The organism is Mycolicibacterium arcueilense (assembly GCF_058536225.1).
This window is the reverse complement of record NZ_JBZTYL010000010.1, coordinates 1-20,943: the sequence shown is the minus strand read 5'-3', so window position 1 is coordinate 20,943 and position 20,943 is coordinate 1. Positions and strand designations below refer to the sequence as shown.

The window sequence follows — 20,943 nt, the reverse complement described above, 5'->3', positions numbered from 1 at the left end:
CGTCAGGGATACGGCCGTCCGGTCAGCTTCCGGATCGTGCGGATCTCACCGTCGCGGTAGGGCCGGCCATCAGCATGGAACAAGTCATGGAACCACACCCGCGGCGGCGACTTGTACGGCCTGTCCCAGGAGTCCCACGGCAGATAGGTCTGCGTCTTACCCGCGACCAGGCCCCAGTTGTACGCACCGACGTTGTGTCGTTTGGCGATCGGCAGTACGCCCTCGATGGTGCTGCCCTCTCCCCGCGCCAGGTACTCGGTGCACAGAATCGGACGTCCCATCGGCGCCAGCTCACCGATGCGGGCCTCGAACCCTTCCGGATGGTCGTAGCTGTGGAAGGTCACCACGTCGGAGAGGTCGAGCTGCAGCGTCGCCATCCGGCTGCGCGCCAACGGGTCAGCCCACGGACCGTCCCACACGCCGCTGGTCAAAGGTTGGACGGGGTTGACCGAGCGGGCCCAGCCGAAGACCTGCGGGAGCAGCTCCTCGATCAGGGCGACCTTGTCCTGGCGTTCCACCTCGCGGTAGTTGGCCGCGGGATTGTCCGGCTCGTTCCACAGGTCCCACCCCAGCACCCGCTCGTCACGACGGAACTGGCTGATCACGCCGACGACGTACTCGCGCAGCAGTCGCCGGTAGCGGTGATCGTCCAGGTGCTGTGCACCCGGGCCCTGCACCCAGACCGAGTTGTGGATCCCGGGCCGGGGGCGGCGCTGATGCCCCAGTCGGGGAAACGGGTCCCAGCAGGAGTCGAACAGTACGAACAGCGGTTTGATGCCGTGACTGGACGCGAGAGCAACGAACTGGGCGAGTCGGTTCTGAAAGCCCAGATGTCCCTGTGCCCACAGCTGGTCGTGCAGGAAAACCCGCACCGTGTTGAACCCGGCCAGCCGGGCGATCCGCAACTCGTTGTCGATCTGCTGCGGGTCATAGGTGTCCGGCTGAAACATCTCCAACTGATTGCCCGCGTTCGACGGGATGAAGTTGGCTCCGACCAGCCACCCCTGTTCGGCGTACCAGCGGTGCGCCCGCTCCGGTGACCAGCGGGCTCCGTGGCCGTCGATCTGCGCGTTGGCCGACGGCGACCTGGCCACCGACAGACCTGCGGTGATCAGCAGAGACAGCTTGAACGCGGCACGACGGCCCAAACCGGCGCCGTCGTCTTTCCTGTTGACCTGCATGACTTTACGAATCAAATGGCAATCTCCTGTACGACACCGTGACGCTCGACGAGTACCCACCACAAGGGATCCCAACTCCACGGTGAGTTGTCGACTCCGCATCCGCCGGTAGCGTTGCTCAGGTGGAGCACGCAGACGACGAGAAGGTCCCCAAGAAGGCCGAGGCCAGCGCCCTGACCGGCGTTTCGGAAACCGCACTGCTGACCCTGAACGGCCGGGCCACCCAGGCCCGCCATCCCCACCCCATCATCGATGATGCCATGGCCGTCCAACTGGCCGATTCCATCGCCTACGACTTCGCGAAATTCGGCCGCCGGACGGGCCAGGAGATGGCGCTGCGCTCGCTGGCCTTCGACAAGGCCGCCCGTGGTTACCTGACCGAGCACCCGTCGGCCACGGTGGTGGCGCTGGCCGAAGGTCTGCAGACGAGTTTCTGGCGACTCGATGCGGCGCTGCCGGGTGCCCGGTTCCGTTGGCTCACCGTCGATTTCCCGCCCATCATCGGGCTGCGCGAGCGGCTGTTGCCCGCGTCCGACCGCATCACCGTGCGGGCACAGTCGGCGCTGGACTACAGCTGGATGGACGACGTCGATGCCACCGACGGGGTGTTCATCACGGCGGAGGGGTTGCTGATGTACCTGCAGCCCGAGGAAGCGCTCGGCCTGATCACGGAGTGCGCCAAGCGTTTTCCCGGCGGTCAGATGATCTTCGACCTACCACCCGTGCTGGTGAAGAAGTTCGCGCCCAAGGGCATGCGGTCCTCACGGCACTACCGCGTGCCACCGATGCCGTTCAGCCTGAGCCCGGCCCAATTGGCCGACCTCGCGCACACGGTGCCGGGAATCAAAGCCGTGCACGATCTGCCGATGCCGCGCGGGCGTGGGTGGTTCTTCCGCACCGCTTTTCCGGCGTTCTGGCAGTTCAAGCCCACGCGCCAGATTCGCGGGGCCTACACGCTGCTGGAGTTCGGCTGACTAGCTGCCCGCAGCGGCCAGCCGGGCGCGTTCCCGCATCGAAGCGACGACACCGCCGTCGTTGAGGATGTCCGTACCGGTGAGGTAACCCGCCCGCTCACTGGCGCAGTAGGCCAGCAGATCAGCCATCTCCTCGGCCTTGCCCCAGCGCGGTACCGCCGCGTCGGCCACCATCGCGCCCGCGCCCGCCTGCTCCTCCAGCCGACCCATCTCGGTATCGATGGACCCCGGGGAGACGGAGACGATCCGGATGCCACGGCCGTTGAACCGCTCGGCCTGCGACGAGCTGTACCACTTCACGAAGGCCTTGCTGATGGCATAGGAGAAACCGGAGCGCATGTCTTCCGGAGCCATGCCGCACGCCGCCAGCATTTCGGTGAGGAACTGGTCCTGGTCCTGCAGCGCCAGGGGGAAGTGCTGCGCGGGAATGACTTCCTCGGGCAGCAGATGTGCCGCCATCGACGCCACGTTGACGATCGCCGCCCCCTCGGCCGCGGTCGCGAAAAACGCTTCGTTCACATGCAGCGTGCCCAGCGCGTTGGTTCTCATCACGTACTCGGCGTCGCCCATGCTGGGGCTCACCCCGGCCGCATGGATGACGGCACTGACGGTGCCGAGCCCGGCGGCGGTCACCAACAGCCGGTCGACGGCAGCCCGGTCCGTGACGTCCGCGTTGACGATCCTGGCGGCGATCCCCAGGTCTCCCAGGGCAGTCGCGGCGGCGTCGAGGCGGTCCTGCCGGACATCGCACAACACCACTGTCTGGTCGCGGCCGACAACCTTGGCCGTGGCAAACCCCATTCCACCTGCGCCGCCTGTGATCACCGTCACCCGTGTCATGGCTAGCACGGTAATGGCCGGTAAGCGGCCCCGTCGCGGCGGGGTTGGTGCGACTGCTCAGCAGCGTTCAGAGCTGAGGGTTTCCAGCCCGAATATGTGTCGGCCCGCTGTGCGAACGGTCCGACCGGCATATAACGGGTAGTGATGACCTGCCCGTACTGCGGATCTCCGCTCGATGACGCCGACACCTGCAGCCGGTGCGGGCAGATCCATTCGTCCGCACCGACCGGGTGGCGCCCGGACCCCACCGCGCGCCACGAGGGCCGCTACTTCGTCACCGGGCATCCGACGAATCGGGTACGCGACGGCAGAGCCGCATCGAGCGATCCGGATGGCGGGCGGATGCTGCCGGACTACCTCGAACTGAAGACGTCAGGTATCAGGGCGACCTGGCTGGGGACCACGGCCGCGGCGGCGGTCATCGTGATGGCCGCCGCCGTGGTCTGGGTGCTGCTGGTGGCCGGGCGCAGGCCACCACCTTCGCCGGAAGCCGGGTACCTCAACGCCCTGAAGGACGCCGGGCTCAGCGATCAGTTCAATTCCGACGCCAACGCCGTTGCTCACGGTCGCCAGGTCTGCCGTCATCTGGAAGACGGCGATCCCCAGCAGGGCCTGCTCGCCGACAAGATCGCGGTTGACACCTTCTGTCCGCTTTTCTCGAAGGGCTTTCACATCCTCGAAAAGGCAAATGTCACCGGCAACTTCGTACTCACCGACAATTCTGGCGCCGAGGGCATCGTCTCCGACGGCGCAAAATGCCAGGGAGCGAACGGATATGCCGACGTCAATGCTGGCACCCCCGTCACCGTCAAGAACGGCAAGGGCGACGTGCTGGCCACCACCACCCTGGGACCCGGCAAAAGCGGTACCGCCAACTGCACTTTCACGTTCACCGTGCCGCTGACCGAAGGTCAGGACCGCTACGTCCTTTCGGTCGGGCGCCGTGGTGAATTCAGCTACAGCTTCGAACAGCTTGTGGCCAAAGGGATTCTGATGCAGCTCGGCCAGTGATGTTTGCGAAAATCGCGCCCCGACGGGGACTTCGCACCGTCGATGACCCTCCTTATCATGACGGACGCGGGCGGTTGGAAACGATGCGGTCACGAGTACGGCTCACTCACGTGTCAACCCCGCAACCATCTGAGAACTTGTCTGGACACCGATTTCGGCCAGCTCTACGGTTGCGCTCGACACAATTTTCATCGATGTAATTTATCCGCACGAAAAAGGGAGTCGCTCGTGATGACCACCTTTGCCAACATCACCGTCAAAACTGCTATCGGCGCTGGGTTTTGCCTGACCGCAGTGGCGGCCGCGATGGCGCTGAGCCCGCATGCGACAGCGTTACCACTCAAGACCGGCGGATATAAATGCGTCGACGGGGCCGCCGCGGCCGGTGCACCATGCGCCGCGCCGGCGGTGGAAGCCGCGGGGGTGGTTCCCGCTGCCGCACCTGCAGCCGTTCCTCCGGTACCTCTGGCGCCGCCGCCGGTAGTTCCGCCGGTCCCCCTGGCACCCCCGCCACCCATCGTTCCGCCTGTGCCGCTGGCGCCACCACCGGTGCCGGTGGTACCCGCCGCTCCCGTCGTCCCCGCCGCCGCACCGATCGCCGCCGCTCCGGTGGCCGTCGCCGCAGGGACCGGAAAGGGTGTGCCGACCGTTTCGCCCGGGGGCGGCCCGGTCGCCGGGACGCCCACCCTGCCCGGTCCCGCCGACTAACCCATCCCCTAGCGCCAGAAAAGGCGCCTGGCTCGTGAGCCAGGCGCCTTTTCTGTGTCTTCGTTTGCGTGTCTACGTTCGTGTGTCCTCGGAAGTCTGCGCTTGGTTCTACTCAGCCGCGAGCTGCCTTGTCCTGCCTTGCAGCGGGTTTCGCTACTCCTGGACGATCACCGGGTCGCCGATGTGGACCGTGTTGAAGTACCACTCGGCGGCCGCCGGGATCAGGCTGATGCAACCGTGGCTCGTGTTGTCCAGCCCCATCGACGGCACGGCCCACGGCGCCGAATGCACGAACAGACCACGCTGGGTGAAGCGGACCGCGTAGTCCACGTCAAGGAGGTAGCCGTCCGGAGCATCGACGGGGATGCCGACACTGCTGGAGTCCATCTTCACCGTGCGGTCTTTCCCCAGAACGGTGTAGGTGCCCACCGGGGTCGGATATTCCGGACGTCCCAGGGAGGCCAGCAGCACCCCCGCCTCGCCGGCGTGCGGTAGGTGGTGCGGCGCAGGAAGATCGATCGGCGGGTCTTCACCGATCCCGTCGATGGTCACCGTGAAGGTGTGCTCGGAGATATCCGCGACACCGATAACGGCTGGGCCGGTTTGGAACTCGGTCCGCATGCCCGCGACCGACAACATCACGGTGCTGTGCGCCGGCCAGAACTCGGCCGGCTTCCACGACACGACATTGGCGTCGAGCCACTCGTAGGTGCCCGCACGAGTCGGTGTCGACTTGAGCCCGAGGGCACGTTCGACGACCGGGCGGTTGGTGACCGGGTTCTTGAATGTGACCACCACCGGATGCCCCACACCGACGACGGCACCCTCGGCCGGCGCGATCGATTCGATGGTCGACGTCAGCGGAAGGCTCACCGCCGCCGTGTCGACGCTGTTCGTACCGCCGGAGAAATAGGTCATGACGACCACGACCAGAACGAGAACACCCTGAACTACCGCGCGCATCAACCCGATCTCTCTGCGATGCCCCCATGATCTTGAACGATGTCATGGTATGGCTCGCGGACAGCCCGAATGTGTAGTCACACGTAGACAATTCGGTCAAGCGTTCGTCACGTTTCGGCTACGGCGCCGATCCCGCGGCGGAGGGCGGACGGCCGACAGAACCGACTCCACCATCGCGGTGGACGGCGGGGCGCTGCGCGCACTGTGACCCCGCGTAGATCTTCGAAAACGTCAGTCCGCGACGGCCTCGTCGCGGACGGCGTGCAAAGTGAGAACCCGAGCGCACGCCAGAGGGGTCACGAGAGCGTTGGTCCGCAGGCCGGACTGCGACGGACGCTGAGATTCCACGTCGGGCGCGTCGTCCTCTTCGTCAAGCCGATAGGACGACGGATGCCTGCGCTTGGCCGCGGCGAGTTCACGGGCGTACCGCTGCGACGAACACCACAGTGGGTGCGTCGCCAGCTCGATGACCGTCGAGCCGGCAGCTTTTGTCGCCATGTTCAATGACCTCCAGCGGAGCTTCACGACACTTCATACTCAGTGCCAAGCGTGCTCGGCCAAGCTGAGACGGTGCATCGAGCTGGCCGTGGACTCCTTAAGGATCCCTCTTAAACCTCTTTTACACATCCAAAGAGCTTGAACAGAGACGTAATTCACATTCCTGAATTTGACTTTGTTTGCTGTGACTGCTTGGGCAAGTCGAAGTGCGTCACGGTGACGCAATAACCGCGGCACGTCCCCAGCCGGTCGCGGGACCGCAGCACGCCAACCTCGAAGAACACCAGCCTGCCCCGACGCCGGATCGGTGACAACCCGCCGAAGGGTGATGATCGCGCGTCACCCTCCCGCAGCGGAATCCGTCGAGTGTCGCGGTCCCGTCCCGATCCGAGCCGTCACTCACAGAACTCCGAAGAGTCCAAAGAAACGGCGCGCGCCTCCCTGAGAGCTTCACCCAAGTTACGCGACGGCCCACCGGGTAACCGGCCGCTGGTTTGCCGTATATACAGCGGACCGTCGAGTGCCGATCGCGACCCGCCCCACCGGTCGAACCGGGACGCGTTGTGTGGTTTCTCAGGGTGTTCCGTCGTCGCCGTCGCGGGTTCCAGCTACCGGATTCTCCGCCTCGCGCCGCCTGCCCGTCAGGAGCGCCCACAAGAATCGACCCACTTTCTTACATTCGCAAGAAACGTGCATGTAGGGGCGCTCACAAAATAAGGAAGCACGCCAGCGAACGCGCCGCGGTTAGCCCCGTCGATGCACAATCGTTACCAATCATTTAACCTGTCCCGTGGCCGAGCTGCCCTTCTAGAACGTCAATTAGCTCGGTGAAGGGTGGTACGGCTGTGGATGCACATGATCCGAGCGTCGGAGAACATGCGCGTCCGACCGTGACTCGGGCTTCTCGCGCATCGATCGAGAGCTGGCCGCTGCGGTGGAAAGTGGCAGCGACACTGGTGCTGCCGATCATGCTCGCGGCGACCTTCGGCGCGGTACGTATCTACAACGAACTGTCGGCCGCATCGCGGCTCAACCTCGCGTCGGACAACGCCGTGATCGTGGTGCCTGCGGTGGAACTGGTCGACCGGATCGACGGACTGGCATACGCCGCCACCTCCGGTGCACCGATCGACGAGCCGCTCGCACAATTCGACGAGAGCGCCAAGGCGCTCAACACCCTGATCAAGTCCGCCGACTTCGACTCGACCGTCGCCACCGAACTGACGACCGCGTCCTCCACCGCCAGGACGTTGCGCGACGACCTCAAATCCGGGCCACTGCCCCAGCGGGTGATCGCCGAGCGGGCGCAGAACGTCGCCTCCGGCGTCGTCTCCGCGATCGCAGCGACCACCGCCACCGTGGACGACCGGACCGTGCGCCCGCTCGCGGACCAACTCGTCGACGCCCTCGCGGCGCAACGCGCACTGACGGCACAGCGGATTCTGATCGCCGCACCCGACTTCGCCGATTCCGATGAGCTGCGCAGCGAGGTCTCGGACGCGGCAGGAGCGGAAGCGGCCGCGATCGATCGGCTCAACCGGCTGACCACCACCGACGAGGCCACGGCGCTGTCCAAGGAATCCGACGTCCGTCGCGCCACCTACACCCGGCCGTCGGACGACAGCGTGCACGCACCCGCGTTCACCGACGCGATGCGGGCCAGCGTCGAGGGCTACCGCGCGATGACGCAGGACCTGTCCGCCGACCTCGACGGCACGTTGCACCATCGCGCCAACGCCCTCCGGTCCGATGCGCTGCGTGACACCGCGATCATCCTCGGCGCGGTGCTCGCCGCCCTCGTCTTCGCGCTCGCCGTCGGCCGCTCGCTCATCCGGTCGATCGGCCGCCTGCGCCAGGGCGCGCTGCAGGTTGCGCAGGTCGAGCTACCCGAAGAAATCGAACGGCTCAGCAAGGGCGGTGGCATACCGGAGATCGAGCCGCTGCCGTTCCGCACCAATGAAGAGGTCGGACAGCTCGCGCGAGCGATCGACGACATCCACTCCCAAGCCGTCCGGCTGGCCGGCGAGCACGGTGTCCGCCTGCAGATCGGCGACATGTTCGAAACCCTGTCCCGCCGAAGCCGCTCACTCGTCGAAGAGCAACTGGCCCTCATCGAGACACTCGAACTCGACGAGGAGGATCCGGTCCGGCTGGATCATCTCTTCCGCCTCGACCACCTTGCGACGCGTATGCGCCGCAACGGGGACAACCTTCTCGTCCTCGCCGACACCGTGGAGCGCCATCGGGTGTCCGCGCCTGTCGCGCTGCCCGACATGCTGCGCGCCGCCATGTCCGAGGTCGAGGAGTACCGCCGGGTTCAGGTCGGACACCTGGCCGACGTCTCGATCGCCGGCTCAGCCGCCGGCGATATCGGCCACCTGATCGCCGAGCTGCTCGACAACGCACTGCGCTACTCGCCGCCCGACGCGCCCGTGTTGGTCACCGTCGGACGCGCGGTCGACGCCGGCCTGCTGGTCGAGGTGGCCGACCGCGGACTCGGCATGTCGAAGGACGACTTGACCGCCGCGAACGAACGGCTCGCGCTCGGTGGTGAGGTGACCTCCGAAACCGCCAAGCGGATGGGACTTTTCGTGGTCGGCCGGCTGGCGGGACGTCATGAAGCCACGGTGCGCCTGCGTACCACCTCGGCGTTGACCGATCGGCCCGGCGTGACGGCAAGTGTGCACCTCCCTGGCACGCTGATCTCGCCCATCGGGGTGGGCGAGTCGCTCGACGATCTGCGCAACGGCTCGTTTACCGGGTCGCGGCCGCTGCCCGCCGACGAAGGACGGAATGCGCTGACGGGTGCTGCAGGCGGCACGCTCGCCGAGGCCAACGGCTCGACGGCAGCGTCACTGCCGTCGGAGCGAGGATCCGACACCCCGGCCCGGGCCACCGTCAACGGGCTGCCGAAACGCTCGCCCGGTGCCAGCGGCGTCAACGGCACCCCCGCTCCCGTGACTGCACTGACCGCCCCCGCCCCGGCGTCTCCGGCAACACCCGAGGAACCCGACCGGCCACAGCGCGGCAACCCGCTGTCCTACTTCACCTCTGGAACATCGGCCCCGGCCACCGCCGAGCCCGCCGACGCTGCACCCACACCCGCCACCGAGTCCACGTGGCTGGATGTTGAGTCCGAGAGCTCGCCGATCTTCGAGCGGATGGCCTCGGAGTGGCTGATGGATCCCACCGCGCCCGAATCCCGCAACCGGGTCTGGTCCAGCTCCGCCGACGCCGGCTGGGCGGCTGCAGCAAAGGCTGTCGAGCAGGAACCGAAGCGGCACACCGCATCCGGACTGCCGATCCGCGAACGCGGAGCGCGCCTGGTGCCCGATGAGGCAAGATCGGAACCCCAGGCCAAGGCCAACGGGGGCAAGGACCCCGCGGCGATCCGCGACATCCTGAGCCGACAACTGGCCGGCGTTCGCAGGGGCCGAGCCGAAACCGACGCAGCACACAGCCGAATCGAAGGAGATCGATGAACACCGGCACGCAACCACAGGATCGGTCCGCGGGCTCTGCTGCAACGCCGTCAGGGACCTCCGGCACCCTCGACTGGTTCGTGTCCAACTTCGTCCGCGACGTGCCCGGCGTGTCACATGCGATCCTGGTGTCGGCCGACGGGCTGCTGATGGCCTCGAACTCCCACCTTCCGGCTGACCGTGCGGAGCAATTGGCCGCCGTGACATCGGGTTTGGCGAGCCTGTCCACCGGTGCCGCCCGGCTGTTCGAGGCCGGCAACGTGCGCCAGTCGATCGTCGAGATGGACGACGGTTTCCTGTTGTTGATGGGCGTCGGCAACGGTTCGTACCTCGCTACCTTGGCGTCGATCTCGTGCGACATCGGACAGGTCGGCTACGAGATGGCCCTGCTCGTCGACCGGGTCGGCAAGACGGTGGAGGCGACCCCGCGCGCCAACCATGGAGCTCGATGACGCTCAGCATGGACAGACCCGAGCAGAAGCAGACCGCCAGCCGCGCCCGGCCGTACACCCTCACCGGCGGGCGGACCCGCGCCCGGGTCGAGATCCCGATCGAAGCTCCGGTGGAGGCCCTGCTGCCCTCCGGTGAACTCGACTGCGCGCCAGGCGATATCCCCGCCGTCATCGTCCGGCTGTGCAGCAGCCGACCGTCGATCGCCGAGATCTCGGCTCACGCCGGTCTGCCGATCGGAGTGGCCCGGGTACTGGTGAGCGACCTGGTGGACAGCGGCCACCTCCGAGTTCACGCCACCCTGACCGACCGCTCGACCGTTGCAGAACGGCGCCTACTGATCGAAAGGACCCTCAGTGGCTTACGCGCACTCTGACTCCGGCTCCACGGTGTCTTCGACGAAGATCGTGATTGCCGGCGGCTTCGGCGTCGGCAAGACCACGTTCGTCGGCGCCGTGTCGGAGATCGTGCCGTTGCGCACCGAGGCCCTCGTCACGAACGCGTCGCAGGGCCACGACGACCTCGAAGCGATTCCCGGCAAGGAAACCACCACGGTTGCCATGGATTTCGGCCGGATCACCATCGCCGACGACCTCGTGCTCTACCTTTTCGGCACCCCGGGGCAACGCCGGTTCTGGTTCATGTGGGACGACCTCGTCCACGGCGCGATCGGCGCCGTGGTGCTCGTGGACACCCGCAGGCTCGAAGACAGCTTCGCGGCCGTCGACTTCTTCGAGGCCCGCAGCCTGCCGTTCCTGATCGCCGTCAACGAGTTCGACGATTCCCCGACCCACAGCATCGAAGAGCTACGCGAGGCGATGTCCGTGTCGCCGAACGTTCCGATCATCAATGTCGATGCCCGGCAACGTGATTCGGCGAAGAACGCGTTGATCGCCATCACCTCGTTCGCGCTGGAACGACTTCCCTCGTCAGCTTTCTAGATCCACCGTCCGCCAGTCTCACAGTCTCGAGGAAACCACGTCATGAACCACCAAGTACATCACTTCGACATGGGCCTCTGGCTGCTGTTCCTGGCGTACATCGTCTCGGTGACCGGCTCGGTCGTCGGCCTCGCCTGCACCCGCTGCGGTGCCAGGGCAACCAGCGGGCGGGACCGCCTCCGCTGGCTGCTCATGGCCTCGATCGCCATTGGCGGCGTTGGTATCTGGCTCATGCACTTCATCGCGATGCTCGGCTTCGCGATCCCCAACAGCTCGGTTCGCTACCACCTCGGCTGGACGATCGCCTCGGCCGTGATCGCGATCGCCGCGGTCTTCGTCGGGCTGATCACCATCGGCCGCGAATTCGATCTGCGCCGGCTGCTGGCCGGCGGCGTGATCACCGGCCTGGCGGTCGCGGTGATGCACTACACCGGCATGTGGGCGGTACAGATGCAGGGCACCATGACCTACGACACCACCCTTGTCGTCCTCTCCTTCGTGATCGCCGTCGTCGCCGCCACCGCAGCGCTGTGGTTCACCCTGGTCCTGAAATCACGCGGTCTGCGATTCGTGGCCGGCCTGGTGATGGGCGTGGCCGTGGTCGGCATGCACTACACGGGCATGGCCGCGGTGCGGGTGAATGTCGATCACATGATGCCGGTTCCCGGTGGGCCCGAAGTGTTCTCGTTCCTGTTCCCGGTCTTCGTGATCGGCCTGCTCGCACTCGGTGTGCCGATCACCGCCGTCATGCTGGCGCCGGATCGCAACGCCGAGAACGCCGAATCCGAGTCACGCCCGGTGGCAGCGACATCCGGTCGGCACCGGTAGACCGTCACCCACGGGCGTAACAGTTCGCCGCCTAACTGTAAAAGCTGTCAGAATCTGACAGTTTTCGTCCGCAGCGTCCCTCCGCAATGCCATGATGCGGTCGATGCTGGACAACCTCCTCCGCGCGGTATGCGTCGCGCTTCTCGTGGCCATCGCAGGACTGGGGCCGTCCCCTGCGGCCCACGCCGGACTTCCGCCGGGATACGACACGCGATTCGACATCTGGCCGACCGCGGTCGACAAGGCACAATGCCGACCGGGCGACCGGGTCGAGACCGGATTGCAGGGCGAGGTACCGGTCGCAGACCGCGAGAACCACCGCAGCGCGCAGGGCTACAACTGCAACATCGACCTGGTGGGTCAGCACCAGGGCACGGGCGCCGGCATCACGAGTACTTCATACAAGAACTGCACCTACGTCGGGTCGACCTGGCCCTACACCAATGGCGTGCAGGTGATCGACGCGTCCGATCCTGCCCACCCGGTCCAGGCCGATCTGCTCACCGAGCCGGCGATGGTCGGCGGAACCTGGGAGTCCCTGAAGGTACACGCGGGCCGGGGGTTGCTGGTCGGAACCGGTGTTCCCCTGTTGTTCGGGGGCGGCTACATCTCCATCTACGACATCTCGCAGGATTGTCGACACCCCCGGTTGCTCAACGAGGGTGCCGGTTCCCTTCCCGGCGTACGGATCCCGATGCTGACCCACGAGGGCAACTTCTCGCCCGACGGCAACACCTACTGGGCCGGAGGCATCATCTGGAACAGCGCGGTGGACATCACCGATCCGACTGCTCCGCATGTGGTGTGGAGTGCGCCGGTCGGTTGGGCCTCGCACGGCATGGGCTTCGCACCGGACGGGCGGACCATGTACATGTCGCAATTCAGCGGATTGACCGTGCTCGACACCTCGGCGGTGCAGGACCGGGTGGCACCCGATTTCACCATGCACCAACTGCTTCCGGCCCACAGCCACAAAGCCTGGGTGGACGGGCAGGAGGCCCAGCACAGTGTCTACGTCACCTACCGCGGCGTACCGCACATCTTCACCATCGACGAACTCGGTTCCGGGGGCGTCAAACTGTTCGACGTCTCCGACCCCACCGACCTCAAGCTCCGCAATATCATCAAACTCGAGATCAATCTGCCCGAGAACATGGACAACTGGACGAGCAGCGGTGGATTCAACGGGGTGTTCGCCTACGACTCGCACTACTGTTCGGTGGACCGGCAAGACGATCCGACGGCTCTGGCCTGCGGATGGATCCAGTCAGGTATCCGGGTGTTCGACGTCCGAGACCCCGAGCACATCACGGAGCTCGCCTACTTCAACCCACCGGCACAGTCTGACAAGAAGTACGAAGACCTGCCCAATTCTATTCACGTCTACAATCTTTCGGTTCTCGCGACCCCACCACTCACCGGAATATTCGGGGTGGGACGGGCTGCCCTCGACGGGAAGATCCAGCTTTCCGACATCGTGCTGGGCAACCGTCCGGGCTGGGGCCAGCCGGCCGATTTCTCCGCAGACTGGTGCATGTCACCGCCGGAGTTCCGGGGAAACCTGCTCTACGTCACGTGTTCGGACAACGGGTTCATGACCCTGGAGCTGGACCCGACCGTCTACCCGCCACGATGAGCGCTTCCATACCCGCCCGCATATTCGGCGCCACCGTAGTCATCGCCGCCGCCGCGTTCCTCGGCGCGTTCGCCGAATCCCACCGGCATGGCAGCCCGCCGCCACTGATGTCAGAGGCCGACGTGAGTTTCGCGCAGATGATGATGACCCACCATCAGCAGGCGATCACCATCTGCGACCTGCTCAGTGCAGACGCCGCACCCGAAATACGCACGCTCGCAGACCAGATCAGACTTCAGCAGCAGGCGGAGGTCGGCACCATGGTCGGCTGGTTGCAGCTGGCGGATCAGCCCCTGAACCCCACGGTGCCCACCGAGGACACCGAACACGGCATGTCCCACCACCACGACACCGGACAGCCCACCGGCATGCAGATGGGGATGGCGTCCCCCGAAGAATTGGCCCGCCTTCAGCGCGCCACCGGCCACGCCAACGAAGCGTTGTTTCTCCAATTGATGACCCGCCACCACCAGGGTGGCGCCGAGATGGCCTTCGACGAGACCCGCGATGGCTCCAACGAGACGATCCGGCGTACTGCCCTGGCCATGGTCACCGAGCAGACGCAGGAGATCCAGCTCATGGAACACCTGATGAAGACGCGGGATGCCACACCGCTGCCGTATCCGTGATTCGGAAGCGCTAACCCCAGTAGGAGAAGTTGCAGACGGGCTTCACCTCGGTCTTGAACGACACCAGTTTGTCGCCGTCCATCGTGATGGTGCAAGTGAGCGTGGCACTTCCGCCATCGGCGGCTACCTCTGATTCCACCTCTTCATAAACGGAGTACTGCTTTTCCCACGGCAGCGTCACGTTCGATTCAGTCTGCTCGGCACCGCCGTTGATGCGGTAACGGATCGTCACGGGGGCGGATCCACCGAGGACCTTCATGACCGCGGTACCGACCGGCGCCCCGGTGGGCTCGGCCGCCTTGGGCGACTCGGTCGTCGTACGAGCCGGTTCGCTCGAGGAGCTCTCGGACGCCACATCGCTGGTGGTTTTCGCCACCGGGGTTCCTGCGGTCGTCGTGCATCCCGCGGCCACCACCGCCGCCGCCGACACGACACTGACGGTTACTGCGGCGAGATCCCTGAACGGACGCATACCTGAGATTACGACGCCGGGGTGGACCCGGATCGCTTATCGCGACAAGTGATTCCCCACCGGGCCCGATTCCCCACTCAGTCGGTCAGGATGCGATCAGCTCATCGATCTGGTTGATCGCCGACGAAGCGCCCTCGACCACACCCATGTCCAGGACCTGCTGAAGCCCTTCGGCGGACCCGTAGGTGCTCACGTAGACGGCTCGGGTGCCGCCGTTGTGCTCGGTAAAGGTGTAGACGTTCTTCGAGACGGGCATCTCGGGATTCGGGTTGAAATCCTGGTCGGCGAATCCGTCGTCGAAGGAGAAACTCGTCGGCTCGTCGACGGCGGTGATCTCCCAGTAGCCCGCGTGCTTGTCGCCCTCCGGACCGGTCATGAAATAGGTGACACGGCCGCCGGGTGTGAGGCTGTGGTCGACCACGGTGGCCGGGTAGGTCGGCGGGCCCCACACCTTCTCCAGCTGCCGCGGGTCGGCGTACACCTGCCAGATGCGCTGCACCGGCGCCGCGAAGTCGGCGGTGATGGTCAGTGTCAATTTGTCCAGGTCGTGTTGGACGTCGGTCACGGGCATGGGTCAGTCCTCCTTGGGATCGGATGCGATCAATTCATCGATACGTGCGATGCGGCCACGCCAAACCTGTTCCAGCTCAGTCAACATGGACGCCACCGACCGCACTGCCTCCACGTCACCGCTGGCCAGCTGCTCACGACCGTTGCGCCGCTTGGTGATCAGCCCGGCCTTCTCCAGCACGGCGACGTGCTTCTGCACTGCCGCGAAGCTCATGTCGTACTTCGCCGCAAGCACCGAGACCGAGTGCTCTCCGGCCAGGACCCGGCGCATGATGTCCCGCCTGGTCCGATCGGCGAGCGCGTGGAACAGGGCGTCTGCCCGGTCCTCATCGTGCTCGGTCACCTCCCAAATATACAACCGATTGGTTGTACGTTGTCAAGCGATTCGTTCAGAATTCGTGACTGGCATCACACGTTGTCATATATATTGAGCCGGCATGTGTTCGCGGCGGCCGGCATTCCCGTCACCGGCGGATGCGAACTAGGTCGGGGAATGTCAAGGGGGACATCGATAATGGCGCACGGTTCACGCTGCCCGAAAACCGCCAAACGCCTGCCGCTGCGGTACGGCCTGTCCGTCATAGCCGTCGGGATCGGCGTCGGGATCGCAGGCACCAGCGGACACACCGTGGCGTGGGCGGACCCCGGCGCCTCCGGGTCATCCGGCTCATCGGGCCAGTCGTCGAGCCATTCGAGTGCGGGAACCGGGCACGGCCCCAAGAAGCCGGCCGACCGTCGCGGTAACCGACCGGGCAAGTCATCTCCGTCCTCGCCGAAGACCCCGGCGGCCGGCGCCATGTCCCCCGCGTCGTCCTCGTCGTCCTCGTCGACCTCGCCGGACGATGACGACGACACCTCCGCCGTACGGTCCCCCTCCACCCCCAAAGCGAATTCATCGGCGCCGCAGCAGGAGTCGATTGCCGACTTCGTCCGCGGGAAGCTCCGCGACATCAGGCCCACCGCTCCGGTCCGGCCCGACGGCACACAGCCGGCCAAGTCAGACTTCTCGCCACGAGCCACCACGAAACGCCTGGCCGCGATCACGTCGTCCGCGATCACGGACGCCACGCCGTCACGGACGCAGGCTCCGGCACTGTCTCAGGCACCCGCTCAGGCTCCGGCGATCAAGGCCACGCTGCCGGATCTCACCGCAATCGTCCGGACCGCCCCCGACACCGCCGCGAAGACGATCCAGCCGAACGCCAAGGTCGCCGCGGTCACCAGCACGACCGAGACCACGCCGAAACCGCCCGAGCCGCTGTCGCCGATCGCGAAGATCGCCGAGCTGCCCGGACGCATCGTCAACACGGTGCTGCAGGTACTGGACATCACCGTGTCCGCGAACGGCCCGAAGAGCCCGATCGACTTCGCGCCGATCAACAATGTCCTCTTCGCGGCGTTCCGCGAGATCGAAGGCCAGCTGGGTCTGACCAAAACGCCTGCCGCGCAACCGGTGCCGCCCACGATGACGTATGACGGGCCCACCACCGGCAAGACGCCGACGGTGTCGCAGTTCCTCAACGCCGCGACCGCCGCGTACGTGTGGGGCGGCACTCCGGGCGACCTGAAACCGTTCGTGGTCAACGGCAAGCAGATGCAATCGACCAACGTGCTGACCGGTATGTCCGGCAAGGCGTGGGTGACGCCGGAAGGCCAGATCATCATCGCCTACCAGGGCACGACGGGTGGCACGAACCTGCTGCACAACCCGCTGATCGCGATTTCTCAGGTGATCGCCGATACGCAGGTGATCTTCACCGATACCCCGCCCCAGGCGTTCCTCGACTCGGTGGCCTTCGAGCAGCAGGTGGAGGCCGCCGCGATCGCGCAGGGCTACCGCAAGGAAGACATCTTCGTCACCGGGCACTCACTCGGCGGATGGGAAGCGGCCTACGTCGCGCAGCAGACGGGCGTCGGCGGCGTCGGTTTCGAGAGCCCCGGCCTCAACACCACGGTGCCGGGCAACGGCGCCGACTCCGGGTTCGTCAACGTGCTGACCTACGGCGACACCGCGGCCTACTTCTCCACCGACCTGCCCGGACTGCAGCCGTTCATGCCGGAGTACGTGCCGGGTGGAGGCAGCAAGCCGCACTACGGATCGATCGTGATGATCGGCGATCCCGACGCCGCGATCCCGCTGATGAACTCGGCCGCGCTGCTGAGCACCGGACCGATCGGCGCCGCGATCTTCGTCGCCGACATCCTGGTGAACTTCCTCCAGTACCACCTGCCCGGCATCCAGGCCTACCACCTGGGCGTCAACCCCGACCCCGGCGTGGTGCCGTGGCTGGGCAACGCGTCGGGACCGGTGAACGCCGACTACGCCGACATGACGATTCCGGAACTGAAGAAGGCGGCGTCGGATGCGGGGACGCTGATCAGGCCGTGAGCAGGCCGCTGATCAAGCGACAGCGGCGAGCCGCTGATCAAGCAGTGGCGGACTCTCGCTGAATCTGTTCTGCCGCTTCGGCTTTGATCTGTTCGAATTGCGCAGCCATCGCCTCGGACAGTGCGGTGGCTCCCGACAGGGGCCGGACCATCACCATGAAGTCGTCGATCTTGCCTTCGTCGTCGACATGCAGGAAATCGCACCCGGTGATCTTCTTGCCGTCCACCGTGGCCTCGAAGACCAGTGCGTGGTCACGGCCGTCGGTGTCGGCGATCTCGCGGATGTAGCGGAAGTCCTCGAACACCCGCATGACTCCGCGCAGGATCGCCGCAGTGATCGGCTTGCCCGGATACGGCTTGAACGCCACCGGACTGGTGAACACCACGTTGTCGGCCAGCAATGCCTCCATTGCAGCCTCGTCACGTGCCTCGACTGCCTCCCGGAACGGATGCATATGACACCTCCTCAACCCATTCATCGACTAGCGGCGATGGTAGGCGCGCGCCATTCGTATAGTCAACATTTTGATTATTCGCATTGCTGCTAGCATCGGCTCATGGCGTTACGCGACGCGATCCTGGCCACGCTGCTCGACGGCGAGGCGTCGGGCTATGACCTGGCCAAAGGGTTCGACGCGTCAGTCGCCAACTTCTGGATGGCAACGCCCCAGCAGCTCTACCGCGAACTGGACCGCATGTCCGCCGAGGGTCTGATCGAAGCGCGGCTCGTCGAACAGGACCGGCGGCCCAACAAGCGCCTGTATTCACTGACCGACGCGGGTCGCAAGGCCTTGCTCGAGTTCACCGAGGTGCCGCCCAAACCCGGGGCAATCCGGGAGGATCTCCTGGTACAGATCCAGGCCGTGGACTCGGGCAACATCGAGGCCGTCCGCTCCGCGCTCGCCGAACGCCTGGAATGGGCTACCGCCAAGCTCGCGCGGTACCGGTGCGGCCAGGACCACCTCCTGGCCGGACGTACCGAAGACGCCTACCTGGCCGAGGCCGACCGCATCGGCCCCTACCTGACGCTGCTGCGCGGCATCCGGTTCGAGGAAGAGAACATCGAGTGGGCGAGCCGGGCGCTGGCCGTCATCGAACAGCGACGACCCAGGCACTGAACAGTTCCTAATTCCATGGCAGTTCATGGTGTTAGGTCACGCAGCGGTTGAGCTGCGTCCGCGGGCACCTGTGATGCCGTGGACCGCGCCTAGTGCCGGCAGGTTCCACCGGTGGCGGTGGTCGCTGTCGAGCAGTCGGCGGGTGTTCTCCCGCGAGCGTGGACCAGTGCCGTGCGGTAGTGGTCGAGAACGTCTCGACGCCACGGTCCTGGACGCGTTCACGTCCGCGTGAAGCTTCTTGCCGCAAAATCCACACACGAACCGTGACTGGGTTTTGCGGTTGGTGTTGTGCACGTAGCCGCAGCCGCTGCATTGCCGGCTGGAATAGGGCGCCGGCACCTGGGTGACAGTGATCCCGCGGCGTTCGGTCAATCGCTGCAACCGGGCTTTCAAGACGCGGCGGCCGGTGCGGGTGCACAACCGGTTCATGCGTCGAGACAGGCCGCCGCCGCGGAAATCCAGACGCTCGACCACCAGTTCCCGAATGTCGGCGTCGGCCAACCGGTTGAGCAGGCGTCCGATCTCGTTGGTCACGAAATCACGTATCCGCTGCTGCAGCTTGCGGTATACCGCATCGGTTTTGAGCGCGATACCGCGGCGCTGCAGATCGGCGGCCAGCGGTTCGAGCATCGCGTCGAGTTCGCGAAGCCGTGCCAGCATCGCCCGACCCAACAACTGTCCCTGACTGGTGGCCAACAGTGCTGAGGAGAACCCGAAGTCGAGGCCGATCACCGTGCCGGTGGTGCGCAGCGGGGTGTCGGGCTCCTCGGTGATCAGTGACACCTCCACACCATGTTCGGTGCGGTGCAATTGGATCGCCGCGCACAGCTTCCCGCCCCGGGCTCGTGCGGTGTCGAGTTCGCGCGTGAACCTCGGGTTGGTGTGCAGTGGCACCTGAAGGGGTTTCCCACGAACCAGGGTCGCGACTTTCACCCAATACCCGACGCGTCCCTGTTGTGTAGCGGTCCGGGCCGGCTCGGCTTTTGCGACGATCCCATCCAAGATCAGGGTGTTCATCCGCGACAGATTCGGGAAGCCGATCTTCGTCTGTGCGTGTTTGGCTAGGCGCCGCGCCAGCTTCAAGAAGTGCGGGTCAACTGCCATCCACACCACATCGCATGTCTTGGCGACCCGATCGTGTTCGATCGGCACCAAGTGCTCACCGTCGTGGACCCATGGCAACTCCAACCGGGGCGCCCACCAGGCTTTGCGGGCGTTGATCCGGTACAGCACCGTTTTGTCGTGCTCGGCCAGTGTCGAACCGGTGATCAGGCCTCGGACCTGGTCCTGCACTCGCACCAGCCAACCGGACAGGCTGGCATGCACCATGTTCTGGGCCGACTTCAACTGCCGCGCCGACAACCTCGTCTCGAACGACAAGTGCTCTCTGGGCATCGCCCGCCAGCGAACGAGCTGTTCCCCGACGAGCAGTTCCCGGTGTGACAGCGAGGCCAGATGCCCCATCGCATACCGAAACTGCGGGAACAACGCCCGCAACCCCGCCACCTTCGCCCTATTGGCGGCCACAGTGTGACGATGCGCAGCGATCATCTGCGGTTTACCCGCTTCCCGCGGCAAGTTTCGGGTCGAGATCGAGCGCTGCGATCACCGCATCGGTCCAGCCTCGCGCCGACCGCAACCCGTACTGCCGCGGCGAAACCGACAAGGCACCACGAAATCGTCGAGCAGATCTGCCTCATCCTCGGTAGCAGCATCGGCCACCAGCGTCCCCAACGAGTCCTCCTTCAAAAACACCGTCGGCTTCGGCCGAGAGTCGTTCACCCCGGCTGTGACCTCCTTGATAACAGCCACCACCGACAACCCAGGTGCGTTCGCGAACGCCGGGCCGAGCTTGCGATCCCACACCGCCGCGAGCGCGGACACCGCCGGGTGCGGGTCACTCAACAGGGCGCCCGCCCGCCCAGCGGCGTCATCCACGGTCGTGCCGAGCACAGCCTCCAGATCGCGGCGGGCAGTTCCGTGCGTGGCGGGCCCCACCAGTGCCAACAACAGCCACAACCCCAACGGTGAGGCCACTGCGTGCCCACCGAGAACGTGCCGGTTGAACTGGGCAGCGTAGGCAGACACAAGCTCGGGGTTACCGGGGCCGGACATGGGCGAACCTTAACTGCCCATACGGACATTTTCGGGTAGGCAGATTCTCGTCGAGCGCTGCCTGCTGTACGCCTAATGGGAACTGATCAGCGAGCCTACGACCGGTAGTGGTCTGATCGGGTGAAGCTGATTGCCGAGC

General features: G+C 65.7%; 23 protein-coding genes and 1 pseudogene. 13 read left to right on the top strand and 11 right to left on the bottom strand.

The annotated features are described in order from the left end of the window. Positions 1-2 precede the first annotated feature (2 nt). Positions 3-1,148 carry a glycoside hydrolase 5 family protein gene (locus AC4LGL_RS15240; RefSeq protein ID WP_491839694.1) on the bottom strand — a complete coding sequence of 382 codons (1,146 nt, stop codon included), beginning with the start codon at positions 1,146-1,148 and terminating at the stop codon, positions 3-5. Positions 1,149-1,303: 155 nt separating this feature from the next. Here AC4LGL_RS15240 and AC4LGL_RS15235 point away from each other — a divergent pair, with 155 nt between their 5' ends. Beyond that, positions 1,304-2,155, top strand: a complete 852-nt coding sequence (locus AC4LGL_RS15235) for a class I SAM-dependent methyltransferase (protein ID WP_491839491.1) — start codon at positions 1,304-1,306, stop codon at positions 2,153-2,155. Here the strand turns inward: AC4LGL_RS15235 and AC4LGL_RS15230 are convergent, their stop codons facing one another. Continuing rightward, complete coding sequence (locus AC4LGL_RS15230) at positions 2,156-2,995, bottom strand: SDR family oxidoreductase (protein WP_491839490.1); 840 nt, start codon at positions 2,993-2,995, stop codon at positions 2,156-2,158. A gap of 342 nt (positions 2,996-3,337) precedes the next feature. Here AC4LGL_RS15230 and AC4LGL_RS15225 point away from each other — a divergent pair, with 342 nt between their 5' ends. Both AC4LGL_RS15225 and AC4LGL_RS15220 read left to right on the top strand, forming a co-directional pair. Beyond that, positions 3,338-4,006 (top strand): DUF732 domain-containing protein, encoded by a 669-nt coding sequence (locus AC4LGL_RS15225; RefSeq protein ID WP_491839489.1) that lies wholly within the window; start codon positions 3,338-3,340, stop codon positions 4,004-4,006. A gap of 231 nt (positions 4,007-4,237) precedes the next feature. Beyond that, a complete protein-coding gene (locus AC4LGL_RS15220; RefSeq protein WP_491839488.1) occupies positions 4,238-4,714 on the top strand; it encodes a hypothetical protein in 477 nt (158 codons plus the stop codon). A gap of 153 nt (positions 4,715-4,867) precedes the next feature. On the opposite strand, the gene AC4LGL_RS15215 is transcribed toward AC4LGL_RS15220, so the two are convergent. Further along, positions 4,868-5,677 carry a L,D-transpeptidase gene (locus AC4LGL_RS15215; protein ID WP_491839487.1) on the bottom strand — a complete coding sequence of 270 codons (810 nt, stop codon included), beginning with the start codon at positions 5,675-5,677 and terminating at the stop codon, positions 4,868-4,870. Positions 5,678-5,908: 231 nt separating this feature from the next. Continuing rightward, complete coding sequence (locus AC4LGL_RS15210) at positions 5,909-6,175, bottom strand: hypothetical protein (protein ID WP_491839486.1); 267 nt, start codon at positions 6,173-6,175, stop codon at positions 5,909-5,911. 941 nt (positions 6,176-7,116) lie between these two features. Between AC4LGL_RS15210 and AC4LGL_RS15205 the strand changes: the two genes are divergently transcribed. The 7 genes from AC4LGL_RS15205 (at position 7,117) to AC4LGL_RS15175 (ending at position 14,141) form a co-directional block, all read left to right on the top strand. Further along, entirely contained in the window at positions 7,117-9,657 is a 2,541-nt protein-coding gene (locus AC4LGL_RS15205; protein WP_491839485.1) for a sensor histidine kinase, read from the top strand. Further along, positions 9,654-10,109, top strand: coding sequence for a roadblock/LC7 domain-containing protein (locus tag AC4LGL_RS15200; protein ID WP_491839484.1), 456 nt, complete (start codon positions 9,654-9,656; stop codon positions 10,107-10,109). Before AC4LGL_RS15205 ends, AC4LGL_RS15200 begins: the two co-directional genes overlap by 4 nt. Beyond that, entirely contained in the window at positions 10,106-10,483 is a 378-nt protein-coding gene (locus AC4LGL_RS15195) for a DUF742 domain-containing protein (RefSeq protein ID WP_110776968.1), read from the top strand. Before AC4LGL_RS15200 ends, AC4LGL_RS15195 begins: the two co-directional genes overlap by 4 nt. Further along, positions 10,464-11,048 carry a GTP-binding protein gene (locus AC4LGL_RS15190; RefSeq protein ID WP_491839483.1) on the top strand — a complete coding sequence of 195 codons (585 nt, stop codon included), beginning with the start codon at positions 10,464-10,466 and terminating at the stop codon, positions 11,046-11,048. Before AC4LGL_RS15195 ends, AC4LGL_RS15190 begins: the two co-directional genes overlap by 20 nt. Before the next feature lie 42 nt (positions 11,049-11,090). Further along, entirely contained in the window at positions 11,091-11,876 is a 786-nt protein-coding gene (locus tag AC4LGL_RS15185) for an MHYT domain-containing protein (protein ID WP_491839482.1), read from the top strand. 103 nt (positions 11,877-11,979) lie between these two features. After that, on the top strand, positions 11,980-13,512 hold the full coding sequence (locus AC4LGL_RS15180; RefSeq protein ID WP_491839481.1) for an LVIVD repeat-containing protein: 1,533 nt from the start codon (positions 11,980-11,982) through the stop codon (positions 13,510-13,512). Further along, a complete protein-coding gene (locus tag AC4LGL_RS15175) occupies positions 13,509-14,141 on the top strand; it encodes a DUF305 domain-containing protein (protein ID WP_491839480.1) in 633 nt (210 codons plus the stop codon). Before AC4LGL_RS15180 ends, AC4LGL_RS15175 begins: the two co-directional genes overlap by 4 nt. Positions 14,142-14,151: 10 nt before the next feature. On the opposite strand, the gene AC4LGL_RS15170 is transcribed toward AC4LGL_RS15175, so the two are convergent. Then, the gene (locus AC4LGL_RS15170) at positions 14,152-14,373 is read right to left on the bottom strand and encodes a hypothetical protein (protein WP_491839479.1); all 222 of its coding nucleotides are present in this window, start codon (positions 14,371-14,373) and stop codon (positions 14,152-14,154) included. 25 nt (positions 14,374-14,398) lie between these two features. Between AC4LGL_RS15170 and AC4LGL_RS15165 the strand changes: the two genes are divergently transcribed. Then, positions 14,399-14,665, top strand: coding sequence for a hypothetical protein (locus tag AC4LGL_RS15165; RefSeq protein ID WP_491839478.1), 267 nt, complete (start codon positions 14,399-14,401; stop codon positions 14,663-14,665). Between the two features lie 33 nt (positions 14,666-14,698). On the opposite strand, the gene AC4LGL_RS15160 is transcribed toward AC4LGL_RS15165, so the two are convergent. Both AC4LGL_RS15160 and AC4LGL_RS15155 read right to left on the bottom strand, forming a co-directional pair. Next, positions 14,699-15,184, bottom strand: coding sequence for an SRPBCC family protein (locus AC4LGL_RS15160; protein ID WP_491839477.1), 486 nt, complete (start codon positions 15,182-15,184; stop codon positions 14,699-14,701). Between the two features lie 3 nt (positions 15,185-15,187). Further along, positions 15,188-15,526, bottom strand: a complete 339-nt coding sequence (locus tag AC4LGL_RS15155) for an ArsR/SmtB family transcription factor (protein WP_491839476.1) — start codon at positions 15,524-15,526, stop codon at positions 15,188-15,190. A 171-nt stretch (positions 15,527-15,697) separates the two neighbouring features. Between AC4LGL_RS15155 and AC4LGL_RS15150 the strand changes: the two genes are divergently transcribed. Further along, positions 15,698-17,572 (top strand): hypothetical protein, encoded by a 1,875-nt coding sequence (locus tag AC4LGL_RS15150; protein ID WP_491839475.1) that lies wholly within the window; start codon positions 15,698-15,700, stop codon positions 17,570-17,572. Between the two features lie 37 nt (positions 17,573-17,609). On the opposite strand, the gene AC4LGL_RS15145 is transcribed toward AC4LGL_RS15150, so the two are convergent. Next, on the bottom strand, positions 17,610-18,026 hold the full coding sequence (locus tag AC4LGL_RS15145; RefSeq protein ID WP_491839474.1) for a nuclear transport factor 2 family protein: 417 nt from the start codon (positions 18,024-18,026) through the stop codon (positions 17,610-17,612). A 102-nt stretch (positions 18,027-18,128) separates the two neighbouring features. Between AC4LGL_RS15145 and AC4LGL_RS15140 the strand changes: the two genes are divergently transcribed. Beyond that, complete coding sequence (locus tag AC4LGL_RS15140) at positions 18,129-18,689, top strand: PadR family transcriptional regulator (protein ID WP_491839473.1); 561 nt, start codon at positions 18,129-18,131, stop codon at positions 18,687-18,689. Positions 18,690-18,725: 36 nt separating this feature from the next. On the opposite strand, the gene AC4LGL_RS15135 is transcribed toward AC4LGL_RS15140, so the two are convergent. The 3 genes and pseudogenes from AC4LGL_RS15135 to AC4LGL_RS15125 all read right to left on the bottom strand — a co-directional run bounded on the left by AC4LGL_RS15135 (position 18,726) and on the right by AC4LGL_RS15125 (position 20,804). After that, entirely contained in the window at positions 18,726-20,216 is a 1,491-nt protein-coding gene (locus tag AC4LGL_RS15135) for a zinc ribbon domain-containing protein (protein ID WP_491839472.1), read from the bottom strand. Positions 20,217-20,294: 78 nt separating this feature from the next. After that, on the bottom strand, positions 20,295-20,627 hold the full coding sequence (locus tag AC4LGL_RS15130) for a hypothetical protein (RefSeq protein ID WP_491839471.1): 333 nt from the start codon (positions 20,625-20,627) through the stop codon (positions 20,295-20,297). Continuing rightward, positions 20,591-20,804: pseudogene (locus AC4LGL_RS15125) on the bottom strand (hypothetical protein). The gene AC4LGL_RS15130 and the pseudogene AC4LGL_RS15125 overlap by 37 nt, the downstream one beginning before the upstream one ends. Positions 20,805-20,943: the final 139 nt, after the last annotated feature.